At 69.6% G+C, this 17,514-nt stretch carries 13 protein-coding genes; 9 read left to right on the forward strand and 4 right to left on the reverse strand.

Annotated features, from left to right (window positions below; genetic code table 11):
* The first annotated feature begins 142 nt into the window (after positions 1-142).
* The 4 genes from ACFFQA_RS28580 to ACFFQA_RS28595 all read left to right on the forward strand — a co-directional run bounded on the left by ACFFQA_RS28580 (position 143) and on the right by ACFFQA_RS28595 (position 7,918).
* A complete protein-coding gene (locus tag ACFFQA_RS28580; RefSeq protein ID WP_377858915.1) occupies positions 143-3,481 on the forward strand; it encodes a GH92 family glycosyl hydrolase in 3,339 nt (1,112 codons plus the stop codon).
* 516 nt (positions 3,482-3,997) lie between these two features.
* Positions 3,998-4,729 (forward strand): AraC family transcriptional regulator, encoded by a 732-nt coding sequence (locus ACFFQA_RS28585; protein ID WP_377858917.1) that lies wholly within the window; start codon positions 3,998-4,000, stop codon positions 4,727-4,729.
* A gap of 317 nt (positions 4,730-5,046) precedes the next feature.
* Complete coding sequence (locus ACFFQA_RS28590) at positions 5,047-7,506, forward strand: GH92 family glycosyl hydrolase (protein ID WP_377858920.1); 2,460 nt, start codon at positions 5,047-5,049, stop codon at positions 7,504-7,506.
* Between the two features lie 103 nt (positions 7,507-7,609).
* On the forward strand, positions 7,610-7,918 hold the full coding sequence (locus ACFFQA_RS28595; RefSeq protein WP_377858922.1) for a DUF3817 domain-containing protein: 309 nt from the start codon (positions 7,610-7,612) through the stop codon (positions 7,916-7,918).
* A gap of 190 nt (positions 7,919-8,108) precedes the next feature.
* Here ACFFQA_RS28595 and ACFFQA_RS28600 read toward each other — a convergent pair whose 3' ends face one another.
* Positions 8,109-8,612 carry a MarR family winged helix-turn-helix transcriptional regulator gene (locus ACFFQA_RS28600; protein ID WP_377858925.1) on the reverse strand — a complete coding sequence of 168 codons (504 nt, stop codon included), beginning with the start codon at positions 8,610-8,612 and terminating at the stop codon, positions 8,109-8,111.
* A 79-nt stretch (positions 8,613-8,691) separates the two neighbouring features.
* Here ACFFQA_RS28600 and ACFFQA_RS28605 point away from each other — a divergent pair, with 79 nt between their 5' ends.
* From ACFFQA_RS28605 to ACFFQA_RS28615, 3 genes are all read left to right on the forward strand, one after another.
* Positions 8,692-8,994 (forward strand): MTH1187 family thiamine-binding protein, encoded by a 303-nt coding sequence (locus ACFFQA_RS28605; protein WP_377858929.1) that lies wholly within the window; start codon positions 8,692-8,694, stop codon positions 8,992-8,994.
* Between the two features lie 47 nt (positions 8,995-9,041).
* On the forward strand, positions 9,042-9,926 hold the full coding sequence (locus ACFFQA_RS28610; RefSeq protein ID WP_377858932.1) for an SCO6745 family protein: 885 nt from the start codon (positions 9,042-9,044) through the stop codon (positions 9,924-9,926).
* Positions 9,927-10,160: 234 nt separating this feature from the next.
* A complete protein-coding gene (locus ACFFQA_RS28615) occupies positions 10,161-11,141 on the forward strand; it encodes a tetratricopeptide repeat protein (protein WP_377858935.1) in 981 nt (326 codons plus the stop codon).
* A gap of 58 nt (positions 11,142-11,199) precedes the next feature.
* Here the strand turns inward: ACFFQA_RS28615 and ACFFQA_RS28620 are convergent, their stop codons facing one another.
* On the reverse strand, positions 11,200-12,636 hold the full coding sequence (locus tag ACFFQA_RS28620) for a neutral zinc metallopeptidase (RefSeq protein ID WP_377859884.1): 1,437 nt from the start codon (positions 12,634-12,636) through the stop codon (positions 11,200-11,202).
* Between the two features lie 21 nt (positions 12,637-12,657).
* A complete protein-coding gene (locus ACFFQA_RS28625; protein WP_377858937.1) occupies positions 12,658-14,046 on the reverse strand; it encodes a neutral zinc metallopeptidase in 1,389 nt (462 codons plus the stop codon).
* A gap of 146 nt (positions 14,047-14,192) precedes the next feature.
* Between ACFFQA_RS28625 and ACFFQA_RS28630 the strand changes: the two genes are divergently transcribed.
* On the forward strand, positions 14,193-14,714 hold the full coding sequence (locus ACFFQA_RS28630) for a hypothetical protein (protein ID WP_377858940.1): 522 nt from the start codon (positions 14,193-14,195) through the stop codon (positions 14,712-14,714).
* Positions 14,715-14,749: 35 nt separating this feature from the next.
* Here the strand turns inward: ACFFQA_RS28630 and glgB are convergent, their stop codons facing one another.
* The gene (gene glgB / locus ACFFQA_RS28635; RefSeq protein ID WP_377859886.1) at positions 14,750-16,981 is read right to left on the reverse strand and encodes a 1,4-alpha-glucan branching protein GlgB; all 2,232 of its coding nucleotides are present in this window, start codon (positions 16,979-16,981) and stop codon (positions 14,750-14,752) included.
* A 201-nt stretch (positions 16,982-17,182) separates the two neighbouring features.
* Here glgB and ACFFQA_RS28640 point away from each other — a divergent pair, with 201 nt between their 5' ends.
* Positions 17,183-17,503: an alpha-amylase inhibitor gene (locus ACFFQA_RS28640; protein WP_377858943.1), complete on the forward strand. Its 321-nt coding sequence runs from the start codon at positions 17,183-17,185 to the stop codon at positions 17,501-17,503.
* Positions 17,504-17,514: the final 11 nt, after the last annotated feature.

Below are 17,514 nucleotides of genomic sequence, written 5' to 3' on the forward strand. Positions count from 1 at the left end.
GAGGCAGACCGCCCGGACGGCTCTTGACGCGAACCACGCACGATCCGAAGGGTATTTACGGCGATGCCTGCTTGTCGGCAAAGAACCGACAAGGTTGTCAGCATCGGCTTCTGGCAACGATGTCGAGGGCAGGAGGGGCCTGATGACGAGCTCACGTGCGGGTCGACGCCGATGGCGCGACGCGGTGGGACTGGCGACGGCGTTGGCCGTGGTACTCGCTCCGCTGACCATCACGACCACCACAGCGGCAGCGGCTGTGCCGGTCGAGGACGGGGCACCTGAGGACCTGGCTCGCTGGGTCAACCCGTTCGTCGGCACCAAGCCCGGCGGCCCCGACCACGGCACGGGCGGCGGCGCCGGCAACACCTTCCCCGGCGCCGACGTGCCCTTCGGCATGGTCCAGTGGAGCCCGGACACCGTGAAGCACCAGCACGGCGGGTACTTCTACGACGACAACCGGATCAAGGGCTTCAGCCTCACCCACCTCTCCGGCGCGGGCTGTTCGACCTACCAGGACATCCCGTTCATGCCCTTCGTCGGTGAGGTCACCACCTCGCCCGCGGTCGACCCGCAGCGCTACGCCTCGGGCTTCTCGCACGTCAACGAGAAGGCGACGCCCGGCTACTACGGCGTCCAGCTGGACTCCGGCGCGAAGGTCGACCTGACGGTGACCCAGCGCAGCGGCGCCGGCCGCTTCACCTTCCCCGCGCACCGGCAGGCCACCCTGCTGGTCAACACCTCCGGCTCGGTCGCGGGCACCGACGACGCCGAGATCTCCCTCGGCGCCGACGAGATCAGCGGCTGGGCGACCAGCGGCCGGTTCTGCGGCGCCAAGATGAACAAGTACCGGGTGTACTTCCACGCGAAGTTCGACCGGCCGTTCGCCTCGGTCGGCACCTGGAAGGACGGCGCGGTCACGCCGGGCCGCACCACCGAGCGCGGCGGGGCCGGGCCCAAGGTCGACATCGGCGCCGTCGACGCGCCGAAGTCCCTTGTGGCGCAAGCGGAAGGCCGCACAGCGGCCACGCAGCGGGCGGCGGACACGACGGTGTCCGGACCGGGCAGCGGCGGCTTCGTCACCTTCCCCGACGACGGCAAGCCGGTGAACGTCAAGCTCGGCCTGTCCTTCGTCTCGGTGGACGGGGCGAAGGGCAACGTCGCGGCGGAGAACGGCAACCGCTCCTTCGAGCAGATCGCGGGCGCGGCGCGGGCCGCGTGGAACGAGCGGCTCAACCGGATCAGGGTCAAGGGCGGGACCGACGCGGAGCGCACGACCTTCTACTCCTCGCTGTACCACGTCTTCGTGCAGCCCAACGTCTTCTCCGACGCCGACGGCCGCTACATCGGCTTCGACGGGCGGGTCCACCGGGCCGAGCCCGGTCGCGCCGTCTACACCAACATCTCCGGCTGGGACGTCTACCGTTCGGAGATGCAGCTGTTGTCGCTGCTGGCGCCGAAGGAGGCGTCGGACATCACCAGGTCGATGATCGCCTTCGCCGAGCAGGGCGGCTCCTGGGACCGCTGGACGGTGGCCAACAGCTACACCGGCGTGATGAACGGCGACCCGTACCACATCATGGTCGCCAGCGCGTATGCCTTCGGCGCCAAGGACTTCGACGCTCGCAAGGCCCTGCTGCTGATGCTGCGCGGCGCCACCCAGCCGACCCAGGGCTACGAGGAGCGGCCCGGTCTGGAGGACTACCAGCGGCTGGGGTACATCGCCAACGGGGCCAAGGGCGTGTGGGGCCCGCCCGCCACCACGCTGGAGTACACGAGCGCGGACTTCGCCATCGCCGACCTCGCACGCAGGCTCGGTGACGGCACGGTCCACACGCAGTTCATGAAGCGCGCCCAGTACTGGCAGAACATCTTCAACCCGGCGAGCGGGTACATCCAGAACCGCAACGCGGACGGGTCCTTCGTGGAGCCGTTCGACCCGGCGAGCCCGAACGGCTGGGTCGAGGGCAACGCGGCGCAGTACACGTGGATGGTGCCGTACAACGCCCGCGGTCTCTTCGACGCCATGGGAGGCGATGCTGAGGTCCAGAAGCGGCTGGACTTCTTCTTCAAGAAGCTCAACGCCGGACCGAAGGAGCCGCACGCGTTCCTCGGCAACGAGCCGATCATGCACTCGCTGTGGTTCTACAACTTCGCCGGAGCGCCGCACAAGACGCAGGAGGTCACCCGGCGCGCGGTCAACGACCTGTTCGGCCCCAAGGAGAACGGGCTGATGGGCAACGACGACCTCGGGCAGATGTCCTCCTGGTACGTCTTCGCCGCGATGGGCATGTACCCGGTGATCCCCGGGCGTGCGGAGCTGGTGCTGAACAGCCCGCTGTTCTCCGAGGTCGTGATCACGCGGCCGACCGGGCAGAAGCTCGTGGTGAAGGCGCCCGGCGCTGGAACCAAGGTCCCGTACGTCACCGGGGTGAGGTACAACGGCGTCGAGACCGACCGGACCTGGCTCCCGGAGTCCTTTGTGGAGCGTGGTGGCACCGTGGAGTTCGCGCTCTCGGCGACACCGCAGGGCTCGTGGGGAACGGCGTCGGACTCGGCTCCGCCGTCCTTCCGCGATGGCGAGTCCGGCCAGCGCGGCTACCTCGACCCGTCCCGGGTCGTCGTGGCCTCCGGCGGCAAGGGGGAGACGCGCATCGGCGCGCAGGACTTCTCCGGAAAGGGAGCGAAGGTCCGCTTCCACACCGGCTCCCCGCCGGTCGGGCTCAGCGTCAGCCCGTCATCCGGTGAGCTGACCCTGCCCGCGAGCGGCAAGGCCAGCCAGCTGGCCACGGTCTCGGTCGCGCAGGGCACGGCGGAGGGCACCTACCGGATTCCGGTGACCTTCACCGCGCCAGACGGCACCGTGCTGTCCAGTTCGTCGATCATGGTGCTCGTCGCGCAGCCCGGCAGCCTGCGTGCGACGTTCAACAACGTGGGCACGTCACCGGACAGCAAGCAGTCCCTCGGCAACATGGACGGCTTTGGCTACAGCTTCTCCCGGGAGGCGCTCGCGGCGGCCGGGGTGGAAGGCGGCCGGTTCGTCACCGTGGACGGGGTCGCGCACGCCTGGCCCACCACCGCGGCCGGAGAGCTGGACAACATCTTCGTCAGCGGCCAGACGGTGAACGTCGATGGTCCCGCCGGGGCGACGAAGCTGTCCTTCCTGGGCACCGCCACGGGTGGCAAGACCTCGGGCACGGTCACCGTGAACTACACAGATGGCACGACAACCACCGGTGAGCTCGGCTTCACCGACTGGGCGCGCGGTGGTTCCGGTGCCGATCCGGTGGAGTTCGGCAACCGGATCGTCGCCCGCATGCCGTACCGCAACAGCACCAGCGGGACCTCGCACGCCATCGCGGTCCACCTGTACGGCACGGCGCCGATCGCGCTCGACCCGGCCAAGCGCGTGCGCAGCGTGACGCTGCCGATGACGCAGGTCGGCAACGGCGCGCTGCACGTGTTCAGCATCGCGGCGGCCTGATCCACGGGCGTGGCGGCGCTCCTCGGGGGACGCCGCCACGCCCCCTCTGGGCCGTTCGGCCTATTGGTCCGCGAATGGTCTAAACCTATACGTTTTCGGTCGGCATAAGTGGCAATAGGTGGACGGAATCGATTACACGCGTCCTCGGTGAACGCCTGGTGACCGTGTGACGCTGTTCGAGTGGCTTACAACTCGCGCCAAGGACTACCGCAAACGCCTGTTCGTGTACTAGGTTCGCTTTCATGAACAAGCACTTCGTAAATCTGTAAGTGCGAGTTCGCTCGAAGCTCCCCGTTGCGCCCTGCGCACTGCGGGAACAGGCTGCGGGTCGGGCCGGTCAAGAATGGCGGCGGGATCGGCCCGACCCGCACCTACTTCTCTCTTCGACGCCCCGGGTGGGCGTCTTTTTTTGTGCGCGTACAACTTTCGGATGATTGGTGGGAATTTCAACTCACTATCCGCGCGATCTGGTGAATTGTTAACCTCGCTGTCAGTGGGCGGGGTTACCGTGACGGAGTGAGCGGTTCGGACTATCGCGAGTGGGCGCCACGTCCGGAGCTGGCCGGGCACGTCCGCTGCCTGTGGGGCAGCCGGGTCGTCGGCGGTCCGCACCGGCAGCGGGTGATCCCGGACGGCTGCGTCGACCTGCTCTGGTCCGCCGACGGGCTGAGCGTCGTGGGGCCGGACACGGAGTGGCGCGACGTGGGCGCGGAGGAGGGCAGCCGCATGGTCGGCGTCCGGCTGCGCCCCGGGGCCGCCCGGCTGCTGCTCGGCGACGTCGCTCCGCACGAGCTGCGCGACACCACGACCGACCTGAGGCGGCTTTGGGGGTCATCGGCGGCGGACCGGCTGGTCGAGGCGGCGGGGGCCGGAGCGGTCGGCGGCGCTCTTGAAGGGGCGCTCGCCGCGCGGCTGCCCGCCTTCGGCGGCCTCGACCCGGTGGTCGACGCGCTCGTCACACGTCTGGACGCCGGTGTGGGCTCCCTGTCGGAGCTGGACTTCGGGATCACCGACCGCCAGCTGCGGCGGCGGGTGATCGCGGCGGTCGGCTACGGGCCGAAGGCGCTGCACCGGGTGCTCCGCCTGCAGCGCGCGTTGCGCATCGGCCCTCGTTCCGGGCTCGCGGACCTCGCCGTCATCGCGGGCTTCGCCGACCAGGCCCACCTTTCGCGCGAGGTGCGCAGCCTCACCGGCCGCACACCCAGCGCCTACTTGCCTCTGCAGAACAGGAACGCGAGCGTGGCGTAGAACAGCACGATCACCAGGCTCGCTCCCAGTATCCGATTGCGCCGGTTCGCCCGGCGCCGCTCCTTCACCACCGACATCGGAACTCCCCGCTGGAAACGCGTTGTGCACCGCCAACAGTAGGGAGCTTCCGGGCGAACCGGGCGGCTGGGTAGGCATCCACGGCATGAACCACCGGCCTGGTCCACCGTCGGATGCGCGTGCACATATCTTCGTTCGGGTGTCCTGAGTTTTGTCCGGCCGACGGCGTTGACCATTTCATCGGGGGAGCTTAGGTTGAGCGAGAATGTGACAACGTTGTCAGCTCAGGAGGCTGTCGCATGTCCGCGTTCCGGTTTCCTCGCTCAGGACGATTGTTGGGTGCTGTCGTTGCCACGGTGGCGCTGACCTCTGCTTTTGTACCGGTCGCATCCGCTCGGCCTCCCGGCGGCGTTCAGCTCTCCGGAGCCGATCCGGTCGGTCTTGTGAACACGTTCATCGGTTCCAAGGACGACGGCAACACTTTCCCCGGCGCTTCGATGCCATTCGGCAAGACGCAGATCAGTCCGATCGGGTCGCATTACTCCGGATGGCGCTACGACGACCCGAAAATCCACGGGTTCGGTCACCTGTTCGTTTCGGGAGCCGGGTGCTGGGAGCAGGGCGGCGTGCTCTCCGTGCTGCCGACGACCGGCTCCGTCGGCGCGGGTCCGCAGCACGCCTTCGACACCACCGTGCCCGCGACCTTCGACCACCACCGCTACGGCGCGCAGTACACCCACGACGGCGAGATCGGCACCGCCGGTTACTACAAGACCCGGCTCACCAGCTACGGCGGCATCGACGCCGAGACGACCGCGTCGACCCGCACCGGCGCGGAGCGCTACACCTTCGCCGATCCCAGTAACGCCAACGTGTTCGTGAACCTGGGACAGGCCAACGACAAGCACAACGTCACCGCGGGCTCGGTCAGGATCGTCGGCGACCGCACGCTTGAGGGCTCCATCGAGACGCTGAGCTTCTGCGGCGGTCGCAGGTACACGACGTGGTTCACCATGAAGTTCGACCAGCCGTTCACCTCCTTCGGCACGTGGAGCCCGCAGGGCGGCCAGCCGGGCAGCCGTGAGTCCTCCGGTGGCGCGGGGCTGCGCGGCGCATGGCTGAACTTCGGCGCCCTCGCCGGGAAGTCCGTGACGGCGACCACCGCTGTGTCCCATGTGGACATCGAGGGGGCTCGCAGGAACCTGGCTGAGGAGGGTCTGCGCCGCGACGGTGCTCCGCTCGGCTTCGACGAGCTGCGCACCCGTGCCGAGCGGGCGTGGCGGGCCGAGCTGTCCCGCGTCCGGATCGGCGGCGGCAGCCGTGACGACCTCGTGGTCTTCTACACCGCGCTCTACCACGTGCTGCTGCAACCGTTGACCGGCAACGACTTCGACGGCCGCTACCGCGGGTTCGACGACAAGATCCACACCGCGCGGGGCTGGACCTACTACGAGTACTACTCGCTGTGGGACACCTACCGCACGCAGAACCAGCTCATCGCGATGTTCTGGCCGTCGCGGGCGAAGGACATCGCGCAGTCGCTGCTCGCCGTGCACGACCAGGGCGGCTGGCTGCCCCGGTGGGCTTATGCGAGCTTCGAGACGAACACGATGACCGGTGACCCCGTCACCCCGTACATGGTCGACCTGTGGCGGTTCGGCGCGTTCAAGGGCAAGGAGCAGGACGCGCTGAAGGCGTTGCTGCAGAACGCGAACGGCGTCCCTCCGGCTTCGTCGCAGTTCGAGGGCCGTGCGGGCAACCCGAACTACCTCGCCAACGGCTTCGTCGAGTACGACAAGCAGAAGCCCAAGAAGGGCATGGACATCGACCAGCACCACGGCGGCTCGGCGACCATGGAGTACGCGCTCGCGGACTGTTCGCTGTCCATCATGGCCGGTCAACTCGGGGCGAAGGAGCAGGCCGCCGCGCTCCGCCAGCGCGGTCAGTCCTGGCGCAACGTGTGGGACGCCTCCGTCGCCGACCGCGGCTTCACCGGCTTCCCGCGCCCGAAGGTGCTCGGCGGAGCCTGGTACAGCGACCCGGGCAAGCCGTACACGCCGACCTCCGACCACGGTTTCCACGAGGGTACGGCCTGGCAGTACCAGTGGCTGGTGCAGCAGGACGTCAACGGCGCGGTGAAGGCCATGGGCGGCAAGGAGGAGACGGGCAAGCGGCTGGACACCTTCTTCGCCTACGACAAGCTGCTCGCCAACCACTCCGAGGCCGTGCGCAAGGAGTGGGTCGTCGGTCCGTACGCCTACTACAACCAGTTCCGCTACAACCCGAACAACGAGCCCGACCTGCACGCGCCGTGGATGTACACGCTCATCGGCCAGCCGTGGAAGACCGCGACCGTGACCAGGGCGGCACAGACGCTGTTCACCAACGCTCCCAACGGAGTCACCGGCAACGACGACCTCGGGACCATGTCCGCGTGGTACGTCTTCAGCGCGCTCGGCATGTACCCGGCGGTCAACGGCACCGGTCAGCTCGTGCTCAGCAAGCCCAGGTTCCCGGTGGCCAGCATCCAGCTGGAGAACGGGCGGCCGTTGGTGATCGCGGCTCCCGGGGTGGACTCGGCGAAGAACCAGTTCATCGGTTCCGCGTGGCTCGGCGCCCGCCAGCACGACAAGGTCTGGGTCGACTGGGAGCAGCTCTCCGGCGGCCAGCTGCTGACGTTCACCGTCACCGAGACCGCGCCGACGACGGGGTGGGGCACCGGGCCCGGCGCGCTGCCGGTCTCGCCCTGCGGCTCCTGAACCAGCCGGTGGGGCGGGGTCCTAGGACCGTCCCGCCCCACCGGTGACCCGGCTCACGCCGCACACTGGCCGGTGCCCAGTCACCGACGCCAGGAGCGCCGCGATGTCCAGTCCAGCGAAAAGGTTCCGTCTCATCGCGATCGCGGAGGCGTGCTCGTGGCTCGGGTTGCTCGTCGGCATGCTCTTCGAGCACGTGCTCGACGTGAGCGACCTCGGCGTCAAGATCTTCGGCCCGGTGCACGGCGGGCTGTTCATGATCTACGTTCTCGTCGCGTTCCTGGTCCGCAAGCCCTTGGGCTGGGACAACCGGACCCTGGTCTGGGCGCTGGTCGCCTCGATCCCGCCGTGCGCCACCGTGCTCTTCGAACGCTGGGCCGCCCGCAAGGGCCGCCTCCAGCCAGTCGCCGCCTAGTGCCTGTCCAGGAGGCCGCCCCGAAGGCGGAGCCCTCACCTCCGTGCCCCCCATTTCGCGTTTTGTAGTCTTAATGCGAAATGAGAGCGCTCTTTCGCGCAATAAGGTGACAAAACGCGAGAACCCGGCCACGCCAGCCAGCCCACGCGTGCATGGGGGCGGCGCGCACGCCGGGGTGGCGGGACTCGGCCTAGCTCTCGAAGTCGCCGGTCGCGCGGCGCACCTTGGCCAGCAGCTCGGTGAGCTGCTCGGTTTGCCTCGCGGTCAGCCCGGACAGGCCGAAGTTCGCCTCGGTGACCGCCTCTGTCGCGGCCTTCATCCGCGTCCGGCCGTCGTCGGTGATCGCCACCAGCGTGGTGCGCCGGTCGGTCGGGTGCGGGGCGCGCTCGACGAGCCCGTCGGCCTCCAGCCGGTCCACGATGTTGGTCACACTGGTCGGGTGCAGCTGCAACCGCTCGCCCATGACCCGCATCGGCAGACTGCCGTGCCGGGAGAAGGTCAGCAGCACCAGTGCCTCGTAGCGGGCGAAGGTCAGCTTGTGCGGGCGCAGCGCGCCGTCCACAGCGGACTGCACGATCTGCTGGACGCGCATCACGCTCGTGACCGCGGCCATCGTCTCCGCCGGTCCCACGCGCTCCGCCCACAGCTCGGCGGCGCGCTCGATCGGATCGAACGGCAAAGATCGGCCTGTCATGGGAAGCCACGCTAGCAGCGCTGTACTGGTCAGTAGCAGATTGTCGTACCGAGAATCTTCTTCGACAGGGAGGCCAACCATGCTCGTGTCGTTCAGCGTGAGCCCGCTCGGCGGCGAGTCCGACGGGGTCAGCGCCGCGGTCGCGGACGCGGTCCGGGTGGTGCGCGAATCCGGTCTGCCCAACGAGACCAGTGCCATGTTCACCACCATCGAGGGCGAGAACTGGGACGAGGTGATGGATGTCGTGCGTCGCGCGGTCGAGGCGGTGCAGCAGCACGGGCCCCGGGTGAGCCTCGTGCTCAAGGCCGACATCCGCCCGGGCTACACCGGTCAGCTCACCGCGAAGGTCGAACGCGTGGAGCAGCACCTGCGCGAGGTGTGATCGGCGCCACTGTTCGCGGCGTCCCGATGGGTGGGATGGTCGAGGGCGTGCTGAGGATCGGAACCGTCGACGAGCGCCGTGCGGCGGCGCGCAGACTGTGGTCGCTGTTCGAGAACTACCACGTGCTGACCTACTTCACGCCGGAGTCGCGGGCCGCCGCGGACGCGCTCGGCTGCAAGGGCGGCTGGATGGGCTACTTCGCCCAGCGCGCCGCCCCCTTCGGCGAGGCGTCACCGGAGCTGGTGATCTCCACCTTCTACAACTTCCACCCGGGGAAGGTGCGCCGCGCGCTGCCGGACGCCTGGGCCGTCGCAGGCGCCGAGCGCTTCCTGACGGCCCGGCTGTCCGGAGTGGATGGTGCGCTGCGGCGGCTGCTCGGTGAGGAGGTGCTGGCCGGACCGGAGCTCGCCGAGCTCGCCGAGCTCGGTCGCGAGGCGGCGTCAGCGGCCCCGATCACCGGTCGTCCCCTCGCCGCGGCCAACGCGGCGCTGCCGTGGCCGGAACAGCCGCACCTGGTGCTGTGGCACGCGGCGACGATCCTGCGCGAGTCCCGCGGTGACGGGCACATCGCGACCCTGGTCGCGGCCGGGCTCGACCCGTGCGAGGCGCTGGTGGTCTACGCGGCCGACCACGACATGTCCGGCGAGGCGATGCGCGGGTGGCGCGGCTGGTCGGAGCAGGAGTGGCAGGACGCAGCCGACCGGCTCACCGACCGCGGCCTGCTCGCCGACGACGAGCTCACCCCGGAAGGCGACGACCTGCGGGCGTGGTGCGAGCAGCGGACCGACGACGGCGCCGCCGTGCCGTGGGTGGCGGTCGGCGAGGAGGCCACCCAGCGCTTCGCGGAGCTGCTGACCCCGATCGCGCGCACCCTGGCCGCGGGCAACGAGGCGTTCAAGAACAACCCCATGGCCCTGCACCTCGTGACCTAACCACTCGTTTCCCGGCCATTCGCGGGCTTATGGACGTCTTCTGGGGCTTCGGGAGGTCCATAAGCCCGCGAATGGCGGGAGAAGGCGCTGGGCTCGCTCCGGGAGCCTGCCCTGTCTGCGCGATTCGCGGGCTTATGGACGTGTTCTGGGGCTTCGGGAGGTCCATAAGCCCGCGAATCGCGTGTGGTGGCCCGGCGGGGCGGTGAGGGGGCCCGCCGTGTCAGGATGGAAGACGTGACGAGGCCTGATCGACGCCAGAACGCCGCCCTCTCCGCCGCGCTCGCCGGTGCGGTGGACCTCTCGGCCGTCAAGGCGCGGGCGGAGGCAGCCGCGCGCCAGCCGAGCCGCCCCGCGGCCGCCCCCGGTGACGCCGCCGCGCCCGCGACCACCAGCGAGTGGGTCGTCGAGGTCAGCGAGGCCACCTTCCAACAGGACGTGCTCGAACGCTCCCTCCAGGTGCCGGTCGTCGTCGACCTGCGCGCGAGCTGGAGCGAGGAGAGCCAGCAGCTGTCGCCGGTCCTGGAGCGGCTGTCCGCGGAGAGCAACGGCACCTGGATCCTGGCCAGGGTCGACGTGGACGCCAGCCCGCGCGTCGCGCAGGCGTTCGGTGTGCAGTCCGTGCCGATGACCGTGGCCATCGCCGGTGGCCAGGTGCTCGACGGGTTCCCGGGGCTCCAGCCCGAGCCGCAGCTGCGCCAGTGGATCGCCTCCCTGGTCCAGGCCCTGCGCGACCGCCTCCCCGGCATCAAGGCCGCGGAGGAGCGCGCCGCCGCCGGTGGTGGCGCCGCCGAGGCCGAGGAGCCCGAGGACCCCCGGTTCACCGCCGCCGAGGAGGCGTTCGAGAACGGGGACTTCGCCGCCGCCGAGGCCGCCTACGAGCAGATCCTCGCAGCCGAGCCCGCCAACGAGGAGGCCAAGGCCGCCCTCGCACAGGTGCGGTTCTCCGCGCGGACCGAGCACATCGACTCCAGCGCGGTCGAGAAGGCCGACGCCGCCCCCGACGACGTGGACGCCCAGCTCGCCGCGGCCGACATCGAGCTGGCCGCGCAGCAGGTCGACGAGGCGTTCGCCCGGCTCATCGCCGCGGTGCGGCGCACCTCGGACGAGGACCGCAACCGCGTGCGGCAGCACCTGGTCAGCCTGTTCGAGCTCTTCCCAGCCGACGACCAGCGGGTCGTGCTCGCGCGCCGCAACCTCGCCAGCGCGCTGTTCTGACGGTGCTACGTGAAAGGGGCGCCCCGAGCGGGGCGCCCCTTTCACGTAGCGGGGAGCGTCAGCGGAAGTCCTCGGTGCAGGCCGAGATCCCGTCGGTGAAGCCGAGGTGGAACGCCTCGACGCGGGCGAAGCCCGACGGCACCGGCTTGCCGTCCACGTCCGCGGCCATCAGCGTGTTCTCGGTCAGCAGCTGCGAGACCGCCTCGTCCAGGTCACCGGGGGAGATCCGCAGCGTGCCGACCGGGTTGCGGCCGCCGACCGGACGCTGCAGCAGGCTGCCCGCCCAGTTGCCGACCATGCAGGAGGTGCGCAGCGCCGCCACCTCGCCGGTCAGCTTCATCCCGACCGCCTTCTGCACCGACATCACGTAGCGCGAGGCGATCTCGCCGAAGGCGGCGAAGTCGCCGATCGCCCTGGCCCGTTCCGCCTTGGCCGGCGGCTTGCCGAGCTGCGCGAGCTTGGCGAGGTCCAGGGTGATGGTGTTGCTGCTCTCGCAGTACGCCGCCGGCGAGGTGGCGCCGCAGGAGCCGCCGAAGCTGACCTCCGGTGGTGCCGCGCCGGTGTCCTTGTGCACCGCCTTGAGGCTGTCCATGATCGCCTTGACGGTCTGCTCGTTGACGGGCAGGTTGCCCTTGTTGTCGTCCTGGGTGTTGAAGCTGTACTCGGTGACGCGGGCGTTGATGTCCTTGACGTCCATGGTCGCGCAGCGCTTCGGGCCCTGGCCGAACCCGAGCTGGAACGCGGTGACCCGGTCGAAGGCGTTGCCGTGCGCGCCGCGCTTGGTGAACGACGCCCCGACCTGGTCGCGCAGCGCGAACATCGCGCCGAGGATCTTGCTCAGCCCCTCGCCGGTGGACAGCTCGAAGTGTTCGGCCTTGCCCTCCGCGGTGTGCCGGAAGAACGCGCCGGTGAAGCAGTCGGCCTGCTGTTCGGCGACGATCGTGGGCATGCCCGTCTTGGTGATGCCACTGCGGTGGCCGACGGCGTGGCCGACCTCGTGCGCGAGCACCGCGACCACGGCCATCTGACCGAAGTTGGTGCTCAGCGTCGGCAGCAGGCCGCCGCGGTCCCACGCGATCAGGTCCTCGGACGGGCAGAAGAACGCGTTCTCCACGCCGGCGGTGTTGCTCTTGCACAGCACCATGTTCTTGCCGCCGGAGTCCCACGACGCCAGCTTGCGCAGCGGCTCGTACGGCTTGCCGAAGTGGACGGGGAACTGCTCCGCCCAGTACTTCTGGATGTCGGTGACCGCGTTGATGGCCAGCCGGTCCATCTCGCCACCGTCGGCGTTCTCCACGGTGATCTGTGCGTCCGCCGCGCCCTGCCGGGGGCCGCTGTAGCCCTCGGTGACCTTGAGTCCGGCCGCGCTGCCGGGATCAACGACGGCGCCGACGCGTTTGGGCTCACCCCTGATGACCGTTGTGCAGCCCGCGGCCAGCACCAGTGTCGCCAGCAACGCGGTGACCCGCACCGCTGTCCGTCGAGCCGCCCCCATCAGCACGTGCGCACTCCTTCATCACCCGATCCCACAAGCCTTCGCCCCACCGAGGACCCCGGAGCGGAACGCCTCGATCCGGTCGAACCCGGAGGCGATCCCGGCACCGGCGACGTTCCGCGAGCCGTAGTCGTAGCCGAGCAGCACCTGGACCGCCTCGTCCAGGTCTCCTGGCGCCAGCGAGGCGCTGCCGTCAGCCCCGCGCGACGCCGCGTCGGTGTACGCCCCGGCGAGACAGAGCGCGTCCCGACCGGCGCTGCCACCATCGACGCGGCGGCCGAGCGCGGCCATCGCCGCCAAACCGTACCTGGCCGCCAGCAGTGCCCCGACCGAGTAGTCACCGATGTGTTCGTGCAGCCGTTGCAGCTCACCACGGCCGTCAAGCCGGATCGCGTGCTCCGCCACGCAGAACGACGCGGGTCCCTGTCCGCCGCAGCTCGTCCCGGACTCGGTGTCCGGCTTGCTCCACTGCCCGCCGTTGCGCCGGACCAGCGCGCCGAACCACCGGTCCAGTCCGGCCGTGATCGCGTCGACCGACTGCTGGTAGCTCCTCGGCGAGCGGCTCACCGCACTCTCACTGACGGTGAACCTGCGGTTCTGCACGGTCATGTCCGCACAACGGCGCGGACCGCCGGTGTAACCGTCGCGCAGCGCCGACGCGCGGTCGAAGGCGTTGCCGTGTGTAGCCTCGTCGACGCCCGTGACGTCCACCGGATCGCGCAGCACCATGAGCACACCCAGTGCTGTGTCCACATCGGACGGTGTGACGCGCAGGTGCGGTGCGTGGCCGTCGACCGCCCACCGCAGCGTCGCGCCGGAGTAGCAGTCGGCCATCGACTCGGTCAGGATCGTGGGATAGCGCTCCGGCTGCTTGCGCTGCTCCTCCGCGCCGATACCCACGCGGTGGTGCACGGCATGGCCGATCTCGTGTGCCAGCACCATGAGCACCGACGTTCCGGAGTACTTCGCGTTGAGCACCGGGAACAACGCGGCGCGGTCCCACACCACGGAGTCCACGCTCGCGCAGTACAACGCGTTTCCTTCGAGCTCCGCGGTGCGCGCGGTGCACGGCGGCGGCTTCCCTTCCTGGTCGTTGCTGTCCACGGAGTAGAAGCCGTTGATGGACTGCCACTGCTTGCCGAAGGTGCGCTCGAAGTTCTCCCGCCAGTACTGCTGCACGTCGGTGACGATCGTCGCCGCGAGGCGGTCGATGTCACTGCCGTCGGTGCCGCTGACGAAAGAAGGATCGACGGTGTCCGTCGTGATGCCGGTGCGCTCGGTGGGCTCACCGGGAACCGCGGTCGTGCAGCTCACCAGCAGTGTCAGGGCGAGCACCACGCCGCCCAACCCACGTGGGGTGCGGCGGATCGCGGTGGTACCGGGCTGGCGCACTGGTGCAGCCTTCCGCATTACTGCCTCCCGCGCAGCCATGTCCAGCGGATCAGGTGGTCTTCGCCCGTGATCGAAAGGTCGGGTCGCTTTGCCGCGCGGTGCAACCTGGCTGGTGAGGCGCGAGTATCCACTGGTTGCAGGCGATCTTTGTCGAAAGGGCAACCATGAGCACTACTTATGTTCGAGCGGCCACCGCCGTACTGGGCGCCGTGGCCATCGCGCTCGCCGCGGCCAGTGGGTCGGCAAGCGCCACCGTGAGCACCGGCACGGACACCGTGCTCGGCCCCGACGGCTTCGGCCCCCTGAAGGTCGGCATGAGCCTGTCCGACGCGATCGCTACGGGCAAGGTCGGCGACCCCGTCGGCGGTCACGACCTGTGCCGTGGCTACAAGTGGGCCTACTCGTCCGGCCCGGTGCTCATCATCTCCAAGAAGTACGGCGTGTACTCGATTCCGGGTACCGCCCCGGGCGCGCGCACGCCCGAGGGGATCGGTGTCGGCGCGACGCCGGAGCAGGTGAAGCTGGCCTATCCGAACGCGCGGGAGGGCAAGCAGAACGGCACGGACATCCTCACCGTCACGACGCCGGGCAACCCCGCCAACCGGTACCTCTTCGGGGTCCGGGACGGCAAGGTCTCCGGGTTCGCCCTCCAGGCGGTCAACGCGCGCGACTGCGCGGCGGGCTGACCTCCCCTGGCCGCCCGCTCGCGCGAGCGGGCGGCCTACTCGCCGCTCTCCAGCAGCTCCGGCGCGGCGTCGAGCTCCGGGGTCTCCGGGACCGCGAGCACGTCCGGGGTCAGCAGCAGCACTCCGGACGGCGGCAGTTGCAGCACCGCGGAGTGGGTGCGGCCGTGCCACGGCTTGGCCTCCGCGCGCACCGTGCCCAAGTTGCCGACACCCGAGCCGCCGTAGTGCTCGGCGTCGGTGTTGACCGCCTCGCGCCACACCCCGCCCTGGGGCAGGCCGACGCGGTAGTTCAGGTGCGGCGCCCCGGAGAAGTTCGCGACGCACACCACGGGGTCGGCCGAGTCGGCGAGCCGGACGAAGCTGAGCACGTTGCCGCCGGAGTCGTTGGCGTCGATCCAGGAGAAGCCCTCCGGCGAGGTGTCCTTCGCGTGCATCGCCGGTGCCGCGCGGTAGAAGGCGTTCAGGTCAGCGACGAGCGCCGCGACGCCGCTGTGCAGCGGCTCGCCGAGCAGGTGCCAGTCCAGGGAGCGGGACTCGCCCCACTCCTGGACCTGGCCGAACTCGCCGCCCATGAACAGCAGCTTCTTGCCGGGGTGGGCCCACATGTAGGCCAGCAGCGCGCGCAGGTTCGCGGCCTTGTTCCAGTCGTCGCCGGGCATCCTGCCCCACAGCGACCCCTTGCCGTGCACCACCTCGTCGTGCGACAGCGGCAGCACGTAGTTCTCGCTCCACGCGTACATCAGCGAGAAGGTCATCTCGTTGTGGTGGTAGGAGCGGTGGATCGGCTCGCGCGCCAAGTAATGCAGCGCGTCGTGCATCCAGCCCATGTTCCACTTGAAACCGAAGCCGAGGCCGCCGAGGTGGGTCGGGCGGGTCACCCCTGGCCACGCCGTGGACTCCTCGGCGATCATCATGGTGCCGGGGTGTCGCTTGTAGACGGTCGCGTTGAGCTCCTGGAGGAACCGCACCGCGTCCAGGTTCTCCCGTCCACCGTGGACGTTCGGCAGCCACTCGCCCTCGTTGCGGGAGTAGTCCAGGTAGAGCATCGAGGCGACCGCGTCCACGCGCAGGCCGTCGACGTGGAACTCCTCAAGCCAGTACAGCGCGTTGGCCACCAGGAAGTTGCGGACCTCGCTGCGGCCGAAGTCGAACACGAGCGTGCCCCAGTCGGGCTGCTCGCCGCGGCGCGGGTCGGCGTGCTCGTACAGCGGGGTGCCGTCGAAGCGGGCCAGAGCCCAGGAGTCCTTGGGGAAGTGCGCGGGCACCCAGTCCACGATCACGCCGATGCCGCGCGAGTGCAGGTGGTCGACGAAGTAGCGGAAGTCGTCGGGTGAGCCGAAGCGCGCGGTGGGCGCGTAGTACGAGGTGACCTGGTAGCCCCACGAGCCGCCGAAGGGGTGCTCCGCGACGGGAAGCAGCTCCACGTGCGTGAAACCGGTCTCCGACACGTAGTTGGCCAGCTGCTCGGCGAGTTCGCGGTAGCCCAGGCCCGGCCGCCACGAGCCGAGGTGCACCTCGTAGACGCTCATCGGCGCGGCTGCCCAGTCGGTGGACTCGCGGGTGGCGATCCAGTCCGCGTCGGTCCACTCGTGATTGGACTCGGCGACCACCGAGGCGGTCTGCGGCGGAGCCTCGGTGGCGAAGGCCATCGGGTCGGCCTTCTCGTGCCAGGTGCCGTCCTTGCCGAGGATGCGGAACTTGTACCTCGTGCCCGCGAGCACACCCGGCAGGAAGATCTCCCACACGCCGGAGGAGCCGAGCGAGCGCATCGGCGTCGCCACACCGCTCCAGCCGTCGAAGTCGCCGCACACCCGCACGCCCCGCGCGTTGGGCGCCCACACCGCGAAAGACGTGCCAGCGACCTTGCCGCTGGGGGTGTCGTAGGAGTGCGCACGCGCGCCGAGCACCTCCCACAGCCGCTCGTGGCGACCCTCGCCGATCAGGTGCAGGTCCAGTTCGCCCAGCGTCGGCAGCCAGCGGTACGGGTCGTCGGCGAGGTCGACGTGGTCGCCGTAGCGCACGTGCAGCTGGTAGTCACCGGGCGGCGCGGGCACGAGGCCGGTGAACAGCCCGCCGGGGTGCACCTTGTTGAGCCGGTGCCGCGCTTCGCCGAGCACGACGACGACCTCGTCCGCGTGCGGTCGCAACACCCTGACGACCGTGCCGTCGGCGTGCGGATGGGCGCCGAGCACGGAATGGGGGTCGTGATGTGCCCCGCCCAGTAGCCGGTTGATCTCGTCCGTGGATGGCGCGGTTGCGTCGGGCATGGTCACGTGTACGGGCTTCCCGTTCGCTCGGAGTCGTAATCAGCAGTCGTGATCGCCGTTGATGTGCCGCCGATGCCGGTGCCCGGTCAGTTTAGGGCGAGGCCGGAGATCGGCCAGAACCGAAATGTCGGTGTTGATCTCGGTGGTTGGGGGAGGGTGGACCAGAACCTGCACGATGCAATCCGAAAGAGGATCTTGAAGATGACATCCCTGATGCGACGCGCCGCCGTCACCGCTGCCGTCGTGGGAGCCGCCGTGGCGACCCCGGTGGTCACGGCCGGGACCGCGCTCGCGGCGAACGCGCCCTCGTGCGTCTTCATCACCGCCGAGCCCGTCGGCTGGGTGACGCAGACGTACCACCTGCACAACAGCTGCAAGACGACGTACAAGGTGCAGGCGTGGTTCACCGGCGGTGCCAGCAGCCCCTGCCTGACCCTGAAGCCGAACACGATGTCCGCCGGGTTCAAGATCTTCAGGGAGTACGACTTCCGCTTCATCGAGAAGGGCTGCGCCCGACCCTGAACAGGTGATCC

This window comes from Allokutzneria oryzae, from assembly GCF_042429765.1.
GTDB lineage: Bacteria > Actinomycetota > Actinomycetes > Mycobacteriales > Pseudonocardiaceae > Allokutzneria > Allokutzneria oryzae.

What these genes read in the sequence shown, in the direction of transcription:
- ACFFQA_RS28580 (WP_377858915.1), top strand. Translation starts at nt 143, where the DNA reads ATGACGAGCTCACGTGCGGGTCGACGCCGATGGCGCGACGCGGTGGGA.
- ACFFQA_RS28590 (WP_377858920.1), top strand. Translation starts at nt 5,047, where the DNA reads ATGTCCGCGTTCCGGTTTCCTCGCTCAGGACGATTGTTGGGTGCTGTC.
- ACFFQA_RS28595 (WP_377858922.1), top strand. Translation starts at nt 7,610, where the DNA reads ATGTCCAGTCCAGCGAAAAGGTTCCGTCTCATCGCGATCGCGGAGGCG.
- ACFFQA_RS28600 (WP_377858925.1), bottom strand. Translation starts at nt 8,612, where the DNA reads ATGACAGGCCGATCTTTGCCGTTCGATCCGATCGAGCGCGCCGCCGAG.
- ACFFQA_RS28605 (WP_377858929.1), top strand. Translation starts at nt 8,692, where the DNA reads ATGCTCGTGTCGTTCAGCGTGAGCCCGCTCGGCGGCGAGTCCGACGGG.
- ACFFQA_RS28620 (WP_377859884.1), bottom strand. Translation starts at nt 12,636, where the DNA reads ATGGGGGCGGCTCGACGGACAGCGGTGCGGGTCACCGCGTTGCTGGCG.
- ACFFQA_RS28625 (WP_377858937.1), bottom strand. Translation starts at nt 14,046, where the DNA reads ATGCGGAAGGCTGCACCAGTGCGCCAGCCCGGTACCACCGCGATCCGC.
- ACFFQA_RS28630 (WP_377858940.1), top strand. Translation starts at nt 14,193, where the DNA reads ATGAGCACTACTTATGTTCGAGCGGCCACCGCCGTACTGGGCGCCGTG.
- glgB (WP_377859886.1), bottom strand. Translation starts at nt 16,981, where the DNA reads ATGCCCGACGCAACCGCGCCATCCACGGACGAGATCAACCGGCTACTG.
- ACFFQA_RS28640 (WP_377858943.1), top strand. Translation starts at nt 17,183, where the DNA reads ATGACATCCCTGATGCGACGCGCCGCCGTCACCGCTGCCGTCGTGGGA.